16 protein-coding genes and 1 pseudogene are annotated in these 16,743 nt (G+C 67.2%); 5 read left to right on the top strand and 12 right to left on the bottom strand.

What is annotated here, in order from left to right; genetic code table 11:
* Genes BST40_RS09315 through BST40_RS09300 form a run of 4 tightly spaced genes read right to left on the bottom strand, consistent with a single transcriptional unit; the run spans window position 1 to window position 5,156 of the window.
* Window positions 1-1,731 carry an FAD-binding protein gene (locus BST40_RS09315; RefSeq protein ID WP_083154057.1) on the bottom strand — a complete coding sequence of 577 codons (1,731 nt, stop codon included), beginning with the start codon at window positions 1,729-1,731 and terminating at the stop codon, window positions 1-3.
* Entirely contained in the window at window positions 1,728-2,669 is a 942-nt protein-coding gene (locus BST40_RS09310; RefSeq protein ID WP_445928335.1) for a 3-carboxyethylcatechol 2,3-dioxygenase, read from the bottom strand. Before BST40_RS09310 ends, BST40_RS09315 begins: the two co-directional genes overlap by 4 nt.
* Window positions 2,596-4,293, bottom strand: a complete 1,698-nt coding sequence (locus BST40_RS09305; protein ID WP_075546451.1) for a bifunctional 3-(3-hydroxy-phenyl)propionate/3-hydroxycinnamic acid hydroxylase — start codon at window positions 4,291-4,293, stop codon at window positions 2,596-2,598. Before BST40_RS09305 ends, BST40_RS09310 begins: the two co-directional genes overlap by 74 nt.
* A complete protein-coding gene (locus tag BST40_RS09300) occupies window positions 4,293-5,156 on the bottom strand; it encodes an alpha/beta fold hydrolase (protein WP_075546450.1) in 864 nt (287 codons plus the stop codon). The genes BST40_RS09305 and BST40_RS09300 overlap by 1 nt, the downstream gene beginning before the upstream one ends.
* Before the next feature lie 116 nt (window positions 5,157-5,272).
* Between BST40_RS09300 and BST40_RS09295 the strand changes: the two genes are divergently transcribed.
* Window positions 5,273-5,938 carry an IclR family transcriptional regulator gene (locus BST40_RS09295; RefSeq protein WP_075546449.1) on the top strand — a complete coding sequence of 222 codons (666 nt, stop codon included), beginning with the start codon at window positions 5,273-5,275 and terminating at the stop codon, window positions 5,936-5,938.
* Window positions 5,939-5,951: 13 nt separating this feature from the next.
* A complete protein-coding gene (locus BST40_RS09290) occupies window positions 5,952-7,568 on the top strand; it encodes an FAD-dependent oxidoreductase (protein ID WP_075546448.1) in 1,617 nt (538 codons plus the stop codon).
* Between the two features lie 8 nt (window positions 7,569-7,576).
* On the opposite strand, the gene BST40_RS09285 is transcribed toward BST40_RS09290, so the two are convergent.
* Window positions 7,577-8,758 carry a sensor histidine kinase gene (locus BST40_RS09285; protein ID WP_183155049.1) on the bottom strand — a complete coding sequence of 394 codons (1,182 nt, stop codon included), beginning with the start codon at window positions 8,756-8,758 and terminating at the stop codon, window positions 7,577-7,579.
* 246 nt (window positions 8,759-9,004) lie between these two features.
* On the opposite strand from BST40_RS09285, the gene narL reads away from it, so the two are divergent.
* Window positions 9,005-9,649, top strand: coding sequence for a two-component system response regulator NarL (gene narL / locus BST40_RS09280; protein WP_075546446.1), 645 nt, complete (start codon window positions 9,005-9,007; stop codon window positions 9,647-9,649).
* 46 nt (window positions 9,650-9,695) lie between these two features.
* Here the strand turns inward: narL and BST40_RS09275 are convergent, their stop codons facing one another.
* The 7 genes and pseudogenes from BST40_RS09275 to BST40_RS09250 form a co-directional block, all read right to left on the bottom strand.
* Window positions 9,696-10,916 (bottom strand): sensor histidine kinase, encoded by a 1,221-nt coding sequence (locus BST40_RS09275; protein WP_075546499.1) that lies wholly within the window; start codon window positions 10,914-10,916, stop codon window positions 9,696-9,698.
* 83 nt (window positions 10,917-10,999) lie between these two features.
* Window positions 11,000-11,323: pseudogene (locus BST40_RS09270) on the bottom strand (hypothetical protein); the annotation flags it as partial.
* Window positions 11,324-11,346: 23 nt separating this feature from the next.
* A complete protein-coding gene (locus BST40_RS09265; RefSeq protein WP_082275342.1) occupies window positions 11,347-12,681 on the bottom strand; it encodes an MFS transporter in 1,335 nt (444 codons plus the stop codon).
* Between the two features lie 328 nt (window positions 12,682-13,009).
* Window positions 13,010-13,180, bottom strand: a complete 171-nt coding sequence (locus BST40_RS30045) for a hypothetical protein (protein ID WP_158084000.1) — start codon at window positions 13,178-13,180, stop codon at window positions 13,010-13,012.
* A 57-nt stretch (window positions 13,181-13,237) separates the two neighbouring features.
* Window positions 13,238-13,537: a PE family protein gene (locus BST40_RS09260; RefSeq protein ID WP_075546444.1), complete on the bottom strand. Its 300-nt coding sequence runs from the start codon at window positions 13,535-13,537 to the stop codon at window positions 13,238-13,240.
* Window positions 13,538-13,672: 135 nt separating this feature from the next.
* On the bottom strand, window positions 13,673-14,557 hold the full coding sequence (gene meaB / locus BST40_RS09255) for a methylmalonyl Co-A mutase-associated GTPase MeaB (protein WP_075546443.1): 885 nt from the start codon (window positions 14,555-14,557) through the stop codon (window positions 13,673-13,675).
* A 35-nt stretch (window positions 14,558-14,592) separates the two neighbouring features.
* Window positions 14,593-15,744, bottom strand: a complete 1,152-nt coding sequence (locus BST40_RS09250) for a thiolase family protein (RefSeq protein WP_075546498.1) — start codon at window positions 15,742-15,744, stop codon at window positions 14,593-14,595.
* A gap of 190 nt (window positions 15,745-15,934) precedes the next feature.
* Here BST40_RS09250 and BST40_RS09245 point away from each other — a divergent pair, with 190 nt between their 5' ends.
* Both BST40_RS09245 and BST40_RS09240 read left to right on the top strand, forming a co-directional pair.
* The gene (locus tag BST40_RS09245) at window positions 15,935-16,312 is read left to right on the top strand and encodes a hypothetical protein (protein ID WP_131808274.1); all 378 of its coding nucleotides are present in this window, start codon (window positions 15,935-15,937) and stop codon (window positions 16,310-16,312) included.
* 154 nt (window positions 16,313-16,466) lie between these two features.
* A complete protein-coding gene (locus BST40_RS09240) occupies window positions 16,467-16,730 on the top strand; it encodes a hypothetical protein (protein ID WP_131808273.1) in 264 nt (87 codons plus the stop codon).
* Window positions 16,731-16,743: the final 13 nt, after the last annotated feature.

Below are 16,743 nucleotides of genomic sequence, written 5' to 3'. Positions count from 1 at the left end.
TTACCTCCTATGAGCATTACGTGCTTGTGCCGCCACGTGTTTTGCCGCGACATAGCCAAAGGTCATGGCGGGTCCGATGGTCGCCCCGGCACCGGCATAGCTGCGGCCCATCACCGGTGCGGAGGTGTTGCCCACCGCGTAGAGTCCACGAACCACGGTGTCGTCGCGACGCAGCACCCGCGCGTGTTCATCGGTGCGCAGGCCTCCCGACGTGCCGAGGTCGCCGAGAACGATGCGGAACGCGTAGTAGGGCGGATCACCCAGCGGGTACAGGTTGGGGTTGGGCAGCGTCGGGTCGCCGTAGTAGTTGTCGTAGGCGCTGTCGCCGCGGTGAAAGTCGTCGTCGTGGCCGTTGCGGGCGAGTTCGTTGAAACGTGCTGCCGTTGCCCGGAGTTGGGCGCCCGGGACGCCGATCTTGGCTGCCAGCTCCTCCCAGGTCCGCGCGGCTTTGACGACGCCGGTCTCCAGCCACGCCGCGGGGACCTTCCGCCCGGTGGGTACCGGCGCTCCGGGAATTTTCGGTATCGGCAGATGCCCGGCGATGACGTAGCGGTTCCAGGACCGGTGATCGGTGACGAGCCAGCACGGGATGTGGGTGACCCCGGATTTCTGGCCCTCGATCATGGCGTGACCGAAGTCCAGGTAGGGCGCGGCCTCGTTGATGAAACGCTTGCCGTCGGCGTTGACGATGAACTGCGACGGCATCATCCGCTCGTTGAGCATGAATTGCATTCGGCCGTCCGGCCATTGCATGGCCGGAAACCACCAGGCTTCGTCGAGCAGGTCGGTGGCCGCACCCAGCCGCTGGCCGGCCCGGATCCCGTCGCCGGTGGCCGCGGGATTGCCGAAGCTCCAGTCCCGGTCCACGATCGGTTGGTGTTGCTTACGCCAGGCCAGGTCGTGGTCGAATCCTCCGCAAGCCAAAACCACCGCGTGCCGCGCGCCTATCCGTGCCGGTACGCCGGCTCTGTCCACCAGCGCACCGATCACTGATCCGTCGGTGTCGGTGAGCAATTCGGTCATCGGCGAGTCCAGCCACAGCGCAACGTCGCGCTCCTTCATCGCCAGTCGCAGCCGCGCTGCCAATGACTGGCCGATCGCCGCGATCCGCTCACCGAGCATCCTGGCCCTGACCATGCGGGCTATCAGCTTCAGCAGCACCACCTTACCGCTCCACGATAGGCGAATCCGGTAGAACGACCGCAATTCGTTTGGCCCCAGCCAGATTCCCTTCGGCGCCAGCGACAGCGGCGCGAGTAGCTTCTCCTCATCGACGCCCAACGAGCGCAGATCGATCGGCGGCACGTTGATGGTGCTGCCCAGCTCGGAGCCGCCGGGTAAGTCCGGGTAGTAGTCGGAGTAGCCGGGCTTCCAGACGAATTCCAGCCACGGTGAGAGCCCTTCCAGGAACTGCAGCATCTTCGGGGCCGACTCAACGTACTGGCGTATCCGCGCCGCACTGACCAGGCCGTCGGTAACCCGGCGCAGGTATTCGATCACATCGGCGGGTGCCGGGGTGTAGCCCGCTCGGCGCTGCGCCGGTGCGCCGGGTACCCAGATACCGCCACCGGACAAGGCGGTGGAACCGCCGAAGTGTCGGGACTTTTCCACCACCAGCGTTTGTAGGCCGGCCGCATCGGCGGCCAGTGCGGCCGTCATACCTCCCGCGCCGGACCCCACCACGAGCACGTCGACCACGTGGTCGAACCCATCGCCGCCGGTATAGGTCATGGGCTCGGCGCCGCCGTCCTGATGGCGAACGCGGTGATCAGGTCGGGAGCCTGTTTGTAGTAGCGCAGTGCGGTCCGGTACGGTCCCGCGGTCGCCAGGGCAGCGAAAGCGGCTATCCACGTGCGGATTTCATGCGCGGAGCCACCGCCCTCGTGCATCACGAACGAGTTCGACCACTGATCCAGGTCGTCCAGGTGTCCCCCGTCGACGATCTCCAGGAATCGCTGATCCCAGGCCGGGTTGAGGGGCCGCAGGTTGCTGTCTCCCGCGGCGAAGTTCTTGGCGGCGTCGATCACCGCCGTCTGCCGGGCTTGTCGTTGCTCGGAACTCATCGGCTTACCGTGCACGATCCGCTCCAGACCGGCCGGGCCGGGGTTGTCCAGCGTGGGCACCGGCGGGCTGTGCGACAGCCCACCCGACCCGATCACCAGCACCCGCTTGTCCAGTGAGGCAAGGAATTCGCCCACCGCGGTACCCAGTGCCCGGCAACGGCGCAGTGGTCCCAGCGGCGTGGCGATCGCATTGATGAAGATCGGAATCACCGGGCGCGACGTCGCCGTGCCGAAAAGCTTCTCCAGCGGCTGGACCGTTCCGTGATCGACGTCCATGCTGGCCGAGACGGCGATGTCGACGTCGGCGCTGAGCACGGCGTTGGCGCACTGCCGCGCGATCTGCTCGGGAATGTCGAGTGGGCCGGCGTAACTGTCGTAGTCGCCGACTCCGTTGGCGCGCAAGCCGATACAGAATGACGGCATCACCTTGTAGAAGAATCCGTTGTAGTGGTCGGGCGAGAAGATGACCACCAGCTCGGGATCGTACTCGCCGGCGAATTCCCGTGCCTTTCCGATCGCGGCATTGACATCGTCAAGCAGGTCCCGCGGCGGCCCCGGTAGATTCAGCAGCGGGCTGTGGGATATACAGCACAGAGCCAGTGGCACTTTGGAAATCACCGCCTCTCGGATTCAGGGTGAGGGCCTTGACTAGTGATGCGCTCAACTCGGGAGCGAGTTGGGCGATACACGCGCCGGCGATACACCGGTCGGGACGCAGGAACACCACCGACTCGTCGTGGGCGTCGAACCAGGACTTGAGGTCTCCGGTGTGGTCACCGACCACCACGACATCGGGATCGTCGTGTCCGGTCCAGTGCAGTTGCACCTGCGGACGCGCGGCGACGAACCGGGCACCCAACGCCTGCCATGTCGCAAATGCGTTCTCGCCAAGGATCTTCCGTGGGTTGTTGTTCCAGCACAATACGGCGAACCAGGCGCCCAGCACGTCGTCCAGCAAGACGTTGCGGCAGCTGCGGGTGGTGACCCGGGGTTGGACGAACAAGGTGCCCACCGGGGACCCCGGCTTGCGCGGCTCGGCGTGCACCACTGCGCCGCGCTCGTAGCGCGGCATTGGCTTGAACCGCATCTCGAGCACATAGCGCTTGAGCGACGGCACAATTGAGGCGGCACGCACGATCAGGTCCCGGCCGGCCGCGATCCGGCGGTCGGTCGGCGAGATCACCCTGCCCACCATGGTGGACAGGTCGATCATCGCCCGGGCGTGTTTGCGGCGTTCCATGTCGTAGGTATCGAGCAGACACTCGCCGGCCTGCCCGGTGACCACCGCGGCAAGCTTCCATCCCAGGTTCGCCGCGTCGCGGATGCCGCTGTTGTAGCCCTGCCCCTGCCATACCGGCATGAGGTGTGCGGCGTCACCGGCCAGCAGCAGGCGACCACTCCGGAAGGCCCCGGCGATTCGCGAGTGATGGGTGTAGACGCGCCGGCGGATCACCTCGACCCGTTCGGGGTATGGGACCACCCGTGCCAGCATCCGGGTCAAGAACACCGGATCCTCCGCCTGCTCGTCGGATTCGTCGGCGTGGATCATGAACTCGAACCGGCGGATCCCGTGTGCGATGGAGATCGAGGCGTACGGGCGCTCCGGATCGGCGCCGACCTCGCTGTTGGGGTGGCCGAGTGGGTCATTGGCGATATCGACGACCAGCCACCGGGTGGGCGAGGTGGTGCCGTCGAACGACACACCCATTGTCCGGCGGATGATGCTGCGGCCACCGTCGCAGCCGACGACATAGCCGGCGCGCACCCGCGACACGCCGCCCTCGCCACCGCACTCGACCGTCACCGTGTCGCCGGTTTGCGCGCAGGAGATCACCGGACGGTTCCACCACACTTCGACGTGGTCGAATCTGTCCAGCCCCCCCAACAATTCGGCATCGACCAGCGGCTGCACGAAACCGTTGCGTCTGGGCCAGCCGAAACGCGCGTCGGCCGGTGCGATTTCGGCCAGTATCCGGCGCTTGGCGTCGACGAACCGCAGAATCTGGTTGGGCACCGTGTGCGGGAGGATCTGGTCGACCAGGCCGATCGACTGAAAGGTGCGCAACGCCTCGTCGTCCAGTCCGACCCCGCGGGGATAGTCGATCAGGCTGCCTCGCTCCTCGGCCACCAGCGTGCGAATACCTTGCAGCCCAAGGATATTTGCCAACGTCAGCCCGACCGGACCGGCGCCGACCAGCAACACGGCTACCTCGTTTCCGCTGCCGGTCATCAGCGGCCCAGCAGGAAGTCGAGGTGCAGGCGATTGAACGTCTTGGCGTCCTCGTACTGGGGCCAGTGGCCACAGCCCGACATCACCTCGAAGCGCGCGCCGGGAATCATCGACGCGATCCGGGTGCCCTCCGACACGTCGGCCGTCGGGTCGTGGGTTGTCCAGAGCACCAGCGTCGGCGCGGTGATGGCCCCGTACTCGTCGGGACCCAGCAGGTTGCGGGCCCGGATCTGCGGATCCTGCAAAGCCATGATGTCGCGCATGGCCGCGACGAACCCGGGCTGACGGTAGATGCGCTGTCGGGCGGCGACCAGGTCGTCGTAGCGCTTGGATTTGTCGGCCATCAGCCACTTGATCCGCGCCTGCACGGTCTCCCAGGTCGGGTTCTCCGCGGCTGCCATGGATAGCGCGACGATGCGCGCCATGACTTCCGGGTCGGCCTGCGAGCCGCCGGCGGTGTTGAGCACCAGGCGGTCGACGACGTCCGGGTGGTCGATGGCGGCCCGGGCGGCCACCCAGCCACCCAGCGATTCACCGCTTAGCTTGATGCGGTCGGCCCCGATGCTGCGCACCACCGCGATCAGGTGCTCGACGTAGTGCCGGATTTCGAGTGGATGCCCCGGTTTGTCGGTGTAGCCGTGACCCAGCATGTCGATCGACCAGGTCCAGAAATGTTCGCCGTGCGCCCCCAGGTTGCGGACGTAGGCCTCGGCGTGACCGCCGGACCCGTGCAACAGCACCAGCACCGGCTTGCCGGGATCGCCGGCGCGCAGATAGCGCGTCCGGATCCCCGCGGCGTTGAGGTAACCCTGCTCGAACGGCACACCCTGCAGATCGCTCCACACGCTCTCGAACTCCGCCACGGCTCCTTCCCGGATGGAAGTCTGGTTCTCGGTTACGGATACGGATTGTGCTATTATCGCACACTAATGTGCGCTATATATAGAGCTTTGCTCTCGTCCGGGGCCCTGTCAAGACTGTGACCGGCTCGCAGACCCTGGCCAGGGGGCTGACTGCGCTGCAACTGGTGGCGGGTTCACCCAACGGGCTCACCATGCAGCAGGTGGCCGACCAGGTTGGCGTACACCGGACCATCGCCTACCGACTGCTGGCCACGCTGACCCAGTTCCGGCTGATCTCCAAGGGCGAAGACGGGCGCTATCGGCCGGCGGCGGGCCTGGCCGTCCTCGGCTCGTCCTTCGACCACAACCTGCGCCAGCTGAGTCTGCCGACGCTGCGAGCGTTGGCCGACGAACTGGGAACCACCGTGTCATTGCTGGTCGCCGAGGGCGACGAGCAAGTGGCGATCGCGGTCATCGTGCCGACCCAGGTCGCCTACCAGCTCGCATTCCACGAGGGCAGCAGGTATCCGCTGGACCGCGGCGCCGCCGGAATAGCCCTGCTGGCGGGCATGCGGCCGCGTCCGGGTGAACGAGACCTGGTCGTCGCCACCCGGGAGCGTGGCTGGGTCATGACCTACGGGGAGATCGAACCCAATACCTACGGCCTGGCCGTGCCCGTGCGCCGCGTCGCGCCGTCCCCGCCGACCTGCATCAACCTCATCTCCCACCGCGAAGACGTGGTGCTCCGGGGAAAGGACGCAGTCATCAAGGCCGCCGAGCAGTTGTCCACGCTGCTGAGCTGAAGGGATACCGGGCATGCAGTGGGATCAGGAATTCGATGTCGTCGTGCTGGGCAGCGGCGGCGCCGGGCTCACCGCCGCATTAACCGCGGCGGTCGCCGGCGCATCGGTAGCGGTGTTCGAGAAGGCGCCGACCATCGGCGGGACCACCGCCGTCTCGGGCGGCATCGCCTGGATTCCGGCTCATCACCGCTGTCCCGACCGCGAGCTGACGGTGGCTGACGCCCTGCGATACCTGCGCGCGCAATCCTGGGGATCGATGGACGACGCCTTGGTGGAAACGTTCGTGCGCACCGGCCCGGCCATGCTCGACTTCGTCGAGAAACACAGCGGCCTGCGCTTCGAGGTCGCCGCCGGATTTCCGGATTACCGGCCCGAGCTGCCCGGAGGACAGCCCGCCGGCGGGCGCTCCCTCAGCGCGGGGCCGTTCGATCTCGACCGAATCGGCAACTGGGCCGGGCGGATCACCTCATTCCCTGCCGATTGGTCCAACGTCGGTTTCGACGCCGAGACCCGGGCCCGGTTGCATGCCGGCGTCGACGCCGGGCCGGGCAACGTGTGCGTGGCCGGCACCGCCCTGATCGCCGGGCTGTTGCAGGGCCTGCTGGACACCGGAGTACAACCGTGCCCGAATGCGCCCGCCGAGGAATTGATCGCCGACGGCTCAACCGTCACCGGAGTGCGAATCACGCGCCACGAACACAGCATCAGCGTTGGGGCCCGTCGCGGGGTCATCCTGGCTACGGGCGGGTTCGAATGGGATCCGGTTCTGGTGCGGGCGTTCCTGCGCGGACCCATGCACGGCGCGGTCTCGCCGCCCAACAACGCCGGTGACGGACTGCGCATGGCGATGGCGCGCGGCGCCGAGCTGGCGAACATGGGTGAAGCGTGGTGGGTTCCGATCGTGCAAATCCCCGGCGACACCATCGGCGGCAGGCAACGCAGCCGCAGCGTGCGCCTGGAGCGCACCCGCCCGCGCAGCATCATCGTCAACCGGGCGGGGCGGCGGTTCGTCAACGAGGCATGCGATTACAACTCGATGGCCGGCGCCTTCCACTACCTCGATCCTCGAGACGGCTACGTCAACGATCGCGGCTGGATCGTGTTCGACTCGATTCACCTGCAGCGCTACGGGTTTCTGGGTGTCGCTCCCGCGCAACCGGTTCCCGGCTGGTTCTGCGAGTCGGCCGACCTGGCCGAATTGGGCGCCAAGGCCGGCATCGACGTCGACGGGCTGACGGGCACCATCGAGCGGTGGAACCGCAATGTCGCGGCCGGCGGCGACCCCGACTTCGGCCGCGGTTCCAGTGCCTACGACGGCTATTGGGGCGATCAGAGCGCCACCACGCTTGCCGGCAAGACCCTTGGCCCGATCGACACCGGCCCCTACTATGCGGTACCGATCTGGGTGGGTGCGATGGGCACCAAGGGCGGACCGCGCACCGACCGCGACGGACGCGTGCTCCACGTCAGCGGCAACCCCATAACCGGTCTGTTCGCCGCGGGCAACACGATGGCCGGAGTCACCGGCCGAGCCTACGGCGGCGCGGGCGGAACCATCGGCCCCGCAATGGTTTTCGGGTATCGCGCCGGATTCGCTGCCGCTACCGGCGCATCCGTCGACCCGCGGTAGCGGTCGTTTCAGGACTTCAGCGGGACCTCCACGCAGACGTGGGTGCCCGCCGGGGTGTCCAGGAAGACGAAAGTCCCGCCGGCGGCGTCGACCCGGGCCCGATGCGAGGCCAGGCCGATATGTCCCTCGCCGAGGCGACGCGCCATGGTGTCGCCGCTGATTCCCACCCCGTCGTCGGCGACATCCAAAACGCAGATGCCGTCGGTGATTCCGAGGGTGACCGACGCGGTGCGGGCCCGGGAATGACGCACCACGTTCGACAGCAGCTCGCGGGCCACGCCGAACATGATCGGGTCGATCTCGTTGCGCACCGGATAGTCGATGTCGGTGCTGACCTTGATGCCCGAACGCTGCGCGGTGGAGGCGGCCAGCTGTTCGACCGCCGCGCCGAGGCCAACCTGTTCCAGGACGGCCGGATGCAGCTCAAAGGTGGCCTGCCGCAGACGTTCCGACGCGCTCTGCAGACCGGCCAAAGCCCGGTTGACGCGCTCGTCGTCGGGCGCAGCCGTCTTTAACTCGATAAGCTCCTGACGGGCGGCCAGCACATCTTGCAGCGGCCCGTCGTGAATGGACTCCGAGATCCGGCGCTGCAATACCTCGGATGCGGTCATGGTTTGCGCCAGCAGCTCCTCACGCAACGCGCTCAGACCCGCGACCGAGCGGGCGTGGCGCTCCTCGATTCGAACGACGATCAATGCGGTGGCACACAGAAAGGCATAGAGAACGAATCGGAATATCGCCTCCGGCCATCCGATCGCCCGCACCATCGCCGGATCCTGGACCACCGCGAGGGCAAATCCGATGAGCGTGAAGGCCAGCACCACCGCCGCCCGCCGCGACGACACGTCCAAGCCCACCAGCACCGGCAGCAAGGTCATGATCAGCAACGGGTAGATCCCGTCGGTGGACAGCAACTGAAAACCGGTCAACGCGAATACGTCGACAGCGGTGAACGCAAAGGGCTCGTATCTGGCCATCCGGACGAATCGGCGCAATAAAACGACGCGTCGGGACGGCGAATACGCCAAGGCCAGGGCCCACAGCGCGGCCAACGCGTAGGCGACGATCAAGGCACATTGCTGCGGCCATTCCGCGTGGTTGGTGCCGACCAGCATGGCGGTGACCATCAGCAGCACAACTCCGATTCGAAGCACCGAAGCGATTCGGTAGGAGCGCATCTGGTGCAGCATGCGCACCCGTTTCAATTCTGCGTCGCTGGTCTCTACCACAAGAACACCGTAGTCATGACCGGAGATGCGATTGAGTGTTGCGCGGCAATATCGCCGATCCGCCAGAGCAAACTGCCGAGCAGGCCCGCGAGTTGTCCGGGAATTGCCGACAGATGGTCGCGGCGAAGGGCTACACTCATCGCCATGGTCGGCCGACACGGACATGACCCGGACATGACCCGGACATGACAGGGAATTGACGCGGACATGACGGCGCCCGAAAAAGTCCGCGTGGTGGTCGGCGATGACCACCCGCTGTTTCGTGAGGGTGTGGTGCGCGCGCTTTCCTTGAGCGGCTCGGTCAACGTGGTCGGTGAGGCCGATGATGGCACGACTGCGCTGGAGTTGATCAAGGCCGAGCTGCCCGACGTTGCCCTGCTCGACTACCGGATGCCGGGAATGGACGGCGCCCAGGTGGCGGCCGCGGTGCGCAGCTACGACTTGCCGACCCGCGTGCTGCTGATTTCGGCGCACGACGAATCGGCGATCGTCTACCAGGCATTGCAGCAGGGCGCCGCCGGATTTCTGCTGAAGGATTCGACACGCACCGAGATCGTCAAAGCCGTACTCGATTGCGCTAAGGGACGCGACGTCGTCGCGCCCTCCTTGGTCGGCGGCCTTGCCGGCGAGATCCGCCAGCGTGCGGCCCCGACGGCTCCGGTGCTCAGCGCCCGCGAGCGAGAGGTGCTCAATCGCATTGCCCGCGGCCAGAGCATTCCCGCGATCGCCGGCGAACTGTATGTGGCGCCGTCCACGGTCAAGACTCATGTGCAGCGGCTCTACGAAAAGCTCGGTGTCAGCGACCGTGCGGCCGCAGTCGCCGAAGCGATGAGGCAGGGGCTGCTCGACTGACTGCCGCTCGACTGACTGCCTCTGGGCCAGCAATCGCGTGCCGCAATCAAGATTTCAGCGGTACTTCCACGCGGACGTGGGTGCCCGCCCGGGTATCCAGAAAAATGAATATGCCCTGCGCGGCGTCGACCCGCGTCCGATGCGAGGCCAGGCCGATGTGTCCCTCGCCGAGGCGACGCGCCATGGTGTCGCCGCTGATTCCCACCCCGTCGTCGGCGACATCCAAAACGCAGGTGTCGTCGCTGATCCCGAGGGTGACCGACGCGGTGCGGGCCCGGGAATGACGCACCACGTTCGACAGCAGCTCGCGGGCCACGCCGAACATGATCGGGTCGATCTCGTTGCGCACCGGATAGTCGATGTCGGTGCTGACCTTGATGCCCGAACGCTGCGCGGTGGAGGCGGCCAGCTGTTCGACCGCCGCGCCGAGGCCAACCTGTTCCAGGACGGCCGGATGCAGCTCAAAGGTGGCCTGCCGCAGACGTTCTGAGGCGCTCTGCAGAGCGGCCAGCGCTCGATCCACCCGCTCGTCGCCTGGCCATGCGATCTGCAGCTCGACGAGTTCCTGACGCGCGGCCAGCACATCTTGCAGCGGCCCGTCATGAATGGACTCCGAGATCCGGCGCTGCAACTCCTCAGAGGCCGTCATGGTCTGAGCCAGCAGCTCCTCGCGCAACGCGCTCAACCCGGCCACCGAGCGAATATGGCGCTCCTCGATGCGCACCACCACCAACGCGGTGGCGCACAGAAATGCATACAGCGAGAAGAGAAAACCGGTATGCGGCCAGCCTCTCGGGCCGAGGAGCACGCCGTCGTGAACCCCGGCCAGCACGAACCCGAGCAGGCTGAACGCCAGCACCGTCATGGCTCGCCGTGACGAGATATCGACGCCCGCCAGCACCGGCAGCAACGTCATGATCAGCAGTGGATACACGCCGTGGGCAGACAGCAGCTGGAAGCCGGTCAACGCCACGATGTCGACGGCGGTGAACACCAGAGGTTCCCACCGGCGCACGCCCGACGATTCCCCCGCTCCGAGCTGTCGTCGCGCCGGAGAAAAGGCCAATGCCAGGGCACACACGGCGGCAACGCCATACAAAGCGACCACGCCAGTTTGCTGGGCCCATTCGCGCTCTGGGGTGCCGACGATCATCGCGGCAATCAGGAACACCAGGACCCCGATGCGAAGTACCGAGACGATCCGGTACGAGCGCAGCTGATGCAGGTTTCGTACCCGCTCCAGCTCCACGTCGCTGGTGATTGCCACGGGAACACCGTACTCACGGCGGCGTGTCACCGCCGGGTGCGGAGCCGGCCGGTCCCTCCGGGCCGGCTTCACCCGCGGACTGCTCAGTAGCATTTGCGGCCCTGGTTGCGCGGCGCCCCATCGATGTCGGCCCCGGCCAAAACACGTGCCAGGGGTGCGCACAGTGCCGTGCCGAGCAGGCCGGCGGTCACGGTGGTGGCGACCATCAGCAGTCGCCCGCCGTGTGCGAGACTCCAGGAAGCCAGAATTGGCGCCGTCACCGCCGCGGCCGCCGTCATCGACCAAACACCTTGGTAACGGCCATTGCTGGCGGGCGCAGTGATCCAGTGGGCGATGCCGGCGCTGACCACGAACCAGACGATCTCACCCGGTGAGCACGCCGCCGCGGCCGCACTGACACCGGCCGTGAGGAACGCGTGCACCCATGCCGTCACCTCGACGCGGGTTGATGACCCGGCTGCTCGTGGCCGGTGACGTGCCGTGTGCGGCAAAGTGGCGCCGCCTCAGGGTGACTCAGTGCCGGGACTGAAGCTGACCGGCGCAGCGCGCGGGCCAGCGGCAGACACAGCGCGGCGCCGGTCAGCCCGACCGCCACGGTGACGATCGCCACCAGGCGATGACCGCCATGAATCAGGCTGTAGGAGGCGATGATTGGAGCTACCACTGAAGCGATAGCCAGCGTCATGGACCAGATGCCATGGTAACGGCCGCCATTGGCGGGCGGAGCGATTCGGTGCACGATGCCGGCGGCGATCACGAACCAGGCGATCTCGCCCGGGGTGCAGACCGCCGTGGCGACCGTGAAGCCGAGGGTGGTGTGTGCGAGCGCGGCGCCCGACATGCTCACCGCCGTCCACACGCCGGCGACGGCCAGGATGTCGAGCCTCGGACGAAGGCGGGCCGCCGCTTTTCGGCCCAGCCACGGTGTCATCACCGGGGTCAGGCCAATCCCGGCAACGGCATTGGCCAGTTGCGCCCAGCCGAATTCGCCTGCGCTCAGACCGCTGTCGGCCATCAGCATGGGTACCGCGGCATAGAGACCACGGACCGCCGTCAGTGTCGCGAGGCTGGACCCGAGCAGCAGGACCAGCCGGGCATCCGAAAATGCTCCGCGGTAACCGATGTGAGCCGTCTGAGCAACCGGCTCGCTGACCGCCGGGGACCGGCGATGCTCCCTGGCCGGGATGCAGCAGGCCGCCAGCAGCGCCAGCATCGCGCACGCAATGGCATTGATCCAGAACAGCACGGGCACACCCGACCAGCCGGCGAGCAGACCGCCCACACCTCCGGTGATCGCACGGCCGATGCTGACGATCCAGCCGAAGCGCCAGGCGTCGATCTTCGCCCGCCGCGCGGGATCGGGCACCATCTCGGCGATCGCGGCGCCCAACACTGGACGCGGCGCGTCGTAGACCACGCCGGTGACCAGAGCGCCGATCAGCAATGCGGGCACGCTGCGGGCCTGGGCCATCAGCACCAGCACCGTGGCGGCCACCAGCATGGTGGACGCCAGCGTCGCGCGCGGGCCGGTGCGGTCCACCAACCAGCCACATGCCAGTTGACCCACCGCCCAACCGACCCCGAAGGCGGCCAGGACCGCGCCGACAGCGCCGGCGGCGTGCCCTCGCCCGGCGACGTGAAAGGCCATGAACGGATAGGCGAACCCGGCCGCGCGCACCACCAGGTTGCCGCCCAACAGCAGCCAAATGACGCGCGGCAGCCCGTGCCGGCAGGACGAGTGGGATGAGGTGTTCGGATCAGACATCCGGCGACCCAGGCCGGGGCCGGCACGGGCACATCGGCGCGGATGACTGGCGGCCAGCGTTCGCAGCCGCAGCAAAGCAGTAGCGAGATCGACGTCCGGACCAGAGGTCAGCACCGGTTGGCTGCCGGCGATGGCCGCGGTTTTCGTCACCAATTGAACGGTAGAGATGATCGCGTTGCGACGACTCCGCCGATCGGGCGAAAAACCGCCGCGATCTCGGTCCACCGATCGGAGGACATGGTCCGGATGGATGGGAATGGATAAAAACGGATCAGGCTGCGCTGCCCAGACCCGCCAGCGGCGCGTATTTACCCGAGTCGCTATCCGACTATCCGATCATCAGTTGCGGCAGCACCCGAAGCGGCTCGATGCCGTCCTGCGCGGCATTGCCGGCCGCGGCCGCCCGTGCGGACGCGCCAGCCAGCGGCAACCCACCCAGCAGATCGGGGGCCGCGCCGGAGACGAGCGAGGAAGCGCCGTTGGAGACGGCGCCCGGCAACGCCGCGATTGATCTCGGGCGGCAGCGCCCCGTACACCATCGCTGCGGAATCGGTCCTTAGCGGGCTGCGATCGCGTTGGCCGCCTCGGTCGCCGCATAGGAACCGCCGCTGGCTCCGAGGGTGGTCACAAAGAGTTCGTGAATCGCCGCGGCCTGTGCGCTGACCGCTTGATAGAGAGAGCCGTGGGCAGCGAAGTGAGCCGCGGTCAACGCCGACACCTCGTCTGCGGCCGCCGGTACGACGCCGGTGATGGGAGCTATCGCGGCCGCATTACTCGCGTTCATGGCGCTACCGATCGACTGCAGGTTCCCCGCTGCCGAGATCAGCGCCTCGGGTTCATTGGTCACGAAAGACATGACACAACAGTGCCGTGGTTCCCCTCCGATGTCTGTCGGGCGAGCGGGCACTTTGCCGGCGGAATCATGCTGTCCACCGATCGACGGAGTTGGTGTCCTCCGGCCGGCGCGATCGGCCGCGCTTGGGTCAGGGTTTCAGTTCGGTCGCGGGTGCGGGGACAGCAACCGCTCGGCAGCCGTATACGGATCGTCGCGGCCGTCGGCCACCGACTCGGCGAGCCGATCGAGGTCCGCGCGGGCCCGCAGCCGGGTGTGTGCCAACGACAGGATCAGTGCGCGGGCGCGGGCGAGCCGGCGGTCGCGGCTGTCGCTGCGATGATGTGCGTCGATGGCGGCCACCAACTCCGCAACGCCATCACCGCGCGCGGCCGCGAGTTTGACGATGGGAGCATCGGTTTCGGCCCGCAGATCCCGCACGGTCTGCTCGGCGCCGTCTCGGTCGGCCTTGTTGACCGCCACAATGTCGGCGACCTCGAGCAGACCCGCTTTGGCGGCCTGCACCGCATCACCCGTGCCGGGGTTGAGGATGACGACGGTCGGGTCGGCGACGGCGGCAATCTCGATCTCCGACTGGCCCACCCCGACGGTTTCCAACAGGACGACGTCGTAGCAGATGGCTTGCAGCAGCCGGATGGCGGCGGGAACGGCGGCGGCCAGACCGCCGAGGTGGCCGCGACTGGCCACCGAGCGGATCAGTACGTCGGAGTCGTCGACGTGTGCGGTCATCCGGATCCGATCGCCGAGCAGCGCACCCCCACTGAACGGCGACGACGGGTCCACGGCCAATACCCCCACTCGGCAGCCGCGCTCCCGGTAGGCGCCGACCAGCGCCGCGATCGTCGTCGACTTTCCGGCGCCCGGCGGCCCGGTGATGCCGACGACGCGGATCTGCGACACCGACGCAGCATTGATGGCGGCCAGTACCTCGTCGCGTCGGTCTCCCTCGACGAGGCTTAGCAGCCGACCTGTCGCGCGGGGAGATCCGTTGCGCGCCCGGGCAATCAGATCGGCAATGTCCATGGGCGTTACGGCTCGCTATGGCTCGTTATGGCTCGCTATGCCGCCGCAACCTCGATGACCGTTGCCGAGCCCATGCCGCCGCCGGCACACATCGCCGCGATGCCGATACCGCCGCCGCGGCGGCGTAGTTCGTGCACCAGCGTCGTCAACATCCTGGCACCGGTGGCCGCCACGGGATGGCCCAGCGAGCAGCCGCTGCCGCTGACGTTGACCCGGTCCGGGTCGAGGTCGAGCATTTTCACGGTGGCCACACACATCGACGCGAATGCTTCGTTGATTTCGAACAGGTCCACGTCGGAGATCGAAAGTCCAGCGCGGGCAACGACTTTCGGGATCACCTCGACGGGCGCCAAGCCGGTGGCCGCCGGGTCCACCCCGACGGATGCCCAGGACACGATGCGGGCCAGCGCGGGAAGTCCCAACCGGTCACTCAGCCGGTCGCTCGCGATGGTCAGCACGGCGGCGCCGTCGTTGGCGCCGCAGGCATTACCGGCGGTGATCGAGAAGCCCGCTATCTCGGGATGCAACGGCTTGAGCGCGGCCAGCTTCGCCATGGTGGTGTCGCGCCGTGGATGTTCGTCGACCGAGAACAGCCCGTGCGGCGTCTCGATGGCCACAATCTCTTCCTTGAACCGGCCTTCGTCGATCGCGGCGATCGCGTTGCGGTGTGACCGCAGCGCCCACGCGTCCATCTCCTCGCGGCTGATGCCCGCTTTGACCGCGGCGTTCCACCCCACCGTTATGGACATGTCCAGGTTGGGCGCGTCGGTCCGGTCGGGGTGGGTCGGCGGGAACCAGTCGACCCATTCGCCGTCGATCTGCATCCGAGACCGCGGCGACGTGGACGCCGAGTTCACTCCGCCGGCGATGACGAGCTGATCCATTCCCGCGCGCACACCGGCCGCAGCGCTCTGCACGGCCGCCTGCCCGGCCGCACAGTGCCGATTGTTCGCCAGGCCGGGCACGTGGCTCAGGCCGGCGGTGATGGCCGCGTGCCGGGCGATCACGCCGCCGCCGTAGAGACCCTCGCCCAGGATCACGTCGTCGACCAGTGCCGGGTCGAGACCGGCGGCGGCTTCGCTGACCACGTGATGGGCCAGATCGAATGCGCTGGTGTCGCGCAGGGTTCCTTTGCGGGCAGTGCCGATGGGCGTACGCAGGGCGGACACGATGACGGCTTCTGGCACAGTCTTCTCCATCCACAGATTGGCGAGAACACTATTCTCTCATTCTGAGAGTGCGAGTTGCAAGAAGGACGGATGCCGCGACCTGGGGATAGGCATTGTCCCCGGCGACATTCGCTAGTTCACTATGGAACCGACCCCGGGCTGCGCAACGCCGGCAACACCCACCACCCCTGCACACAGGAGCAAGCAAATGCCCCCTGATGAAGTACGCCCGCCAAGCACCGCCGACGTCGTGTTAACGCCGATCCTGACGGTCCTGGTGCCGCTGGGGGCGATCGGCTCCTACTTGGGCACCTACGCCTTCAACAATGCGGCCCGCTGCTCGTACAAAGTCTCGCCCGAAGGGACCTGCAACCCGGACCTCTTGGCCACGGGCGGTGTAGTCACCCTCGCCGGAATCCTGGTCGGTGTCGTCGTCGCCATCGCCGGGCTCATCGTGGCGCGCCGCAGGGCCACTGCGAGGTGGACTTGGCCCGCGCTGGGTCTCGCGATTGTCATCGTGACCTATCTGGCCGGGCTGGCAATGGCGTTCGGATCCTCGCTGGGCGGCCCCGCGACCTTCGGCTAATGACTGTCGACCGCGCGGACCACACAAGTACCCGAAATGACTCGGAAAAGCACACCGGCAATGGCTGCGGAGGGCGACTGGAACCTGCGACCGACGCCAGCCAAGACCGGCGGAGCGTACGATGCCAAGCAACCGATTTAGGAGAAACCCTATGTTGACGAAAGTACTGGTTGGCGCGGCCATCGTCCTCGGCGCCGCCGTCGGGGCGGCAGCGCCCGCCATGGCCGACCCCGCCACGGACCCCACCGATGGCATCGGCTCCGTCGCACTCAACTGTGCCGACGACACTGCTTGCCCGCCCGACAGTCTCGGCAATGCACCGACTGCGAACCCGCAACAGCTAACCACGGCGATCAAGAACGGTTTTTCTGGTCCGAGCGATTTCTCTGATCTTCACGCGGACCGAGGCCAGCAGTAATCTGCCACCTTAA

It is taken from the genome of Mycobacterium persicum (genome assembly GCF_002086675.1).
Lineage (GTDB): Bacteria > Actinomycetota > Actinomycetes > Mycobacteriales > Mycobacteriaceae > Mycobacterium > Mycobacterium persicum.
This window is presented reverse-complemented; position numbering and strand designations above follow the sequence as displayed.

Excerpts from the sequence above, each read along its gene's own strand:
- BST40_RS09315 (WP_083154057.1), bottom strand. The coding sequence starts at position 1,731 with ATGACCTATACCGGCGGCGATGGGTTCGACCACGTGGTCGACGTGCTC.
- BST40_RS09305 (WP_075546451.1), bottom strand. The coding sequence starts at position 4,293 with ATGACCGGCAGCGGAAACGAGGTAGCCGTGTTGCTGGTCGGCGCCGGT.
- BST40_RS09290 (WP_075546448.1), top strand. The coding sequence starts at position 5,952 with ATGCAGTGGGATCAGGAATTCGATGTCGTCGTGCTGGGCAGCGGCGGC.
- BST40_RS09285 (WP_183155049.1), bottom strand. The coding sequence starts at position 8,758 with ATGCTGCACCAGATGCGCTCCTACCGAATCGCTTCGGTGCTTCGAATC.
- narL (WP_075546446.1), top strand. The coding sequence starts at position 9,005 with ATGACGGCGCCCGAAAAAGTCCGCGTGGTGGTCGGCGATGACCACCCG.
- BST40_RS09265 (WP_082275342.1), bottom strand. The coding sequence starts at position 12,681 with ATGTCTGATCCGAACACCTCATCCCACTCGTCCTGCCGGCACGGGCTG.
- BST40_RS09260 (WP_075546444.1), bottom strand. The coding sequence starts at position 13,537 with ATGTCTTTCGTGACCAATGAACCCGAGGCGCTGATCTCGGCAGCGGGG.
- meaB (WP_075546443.1), bottom strand. The coding sequence starts at position 14,557 with ATGGACATTGCCGATCTGATTGCCCGGGCGCGCAACGGATCTCCCCGC.
- BST40_RS09245 (WP_131808274.1), top strand. The coding sequence starts at position 15,935 with ATGCCCCCTGATGAAGTACGCCCGCCAAGCACCGCCGACGTCGTGTTA.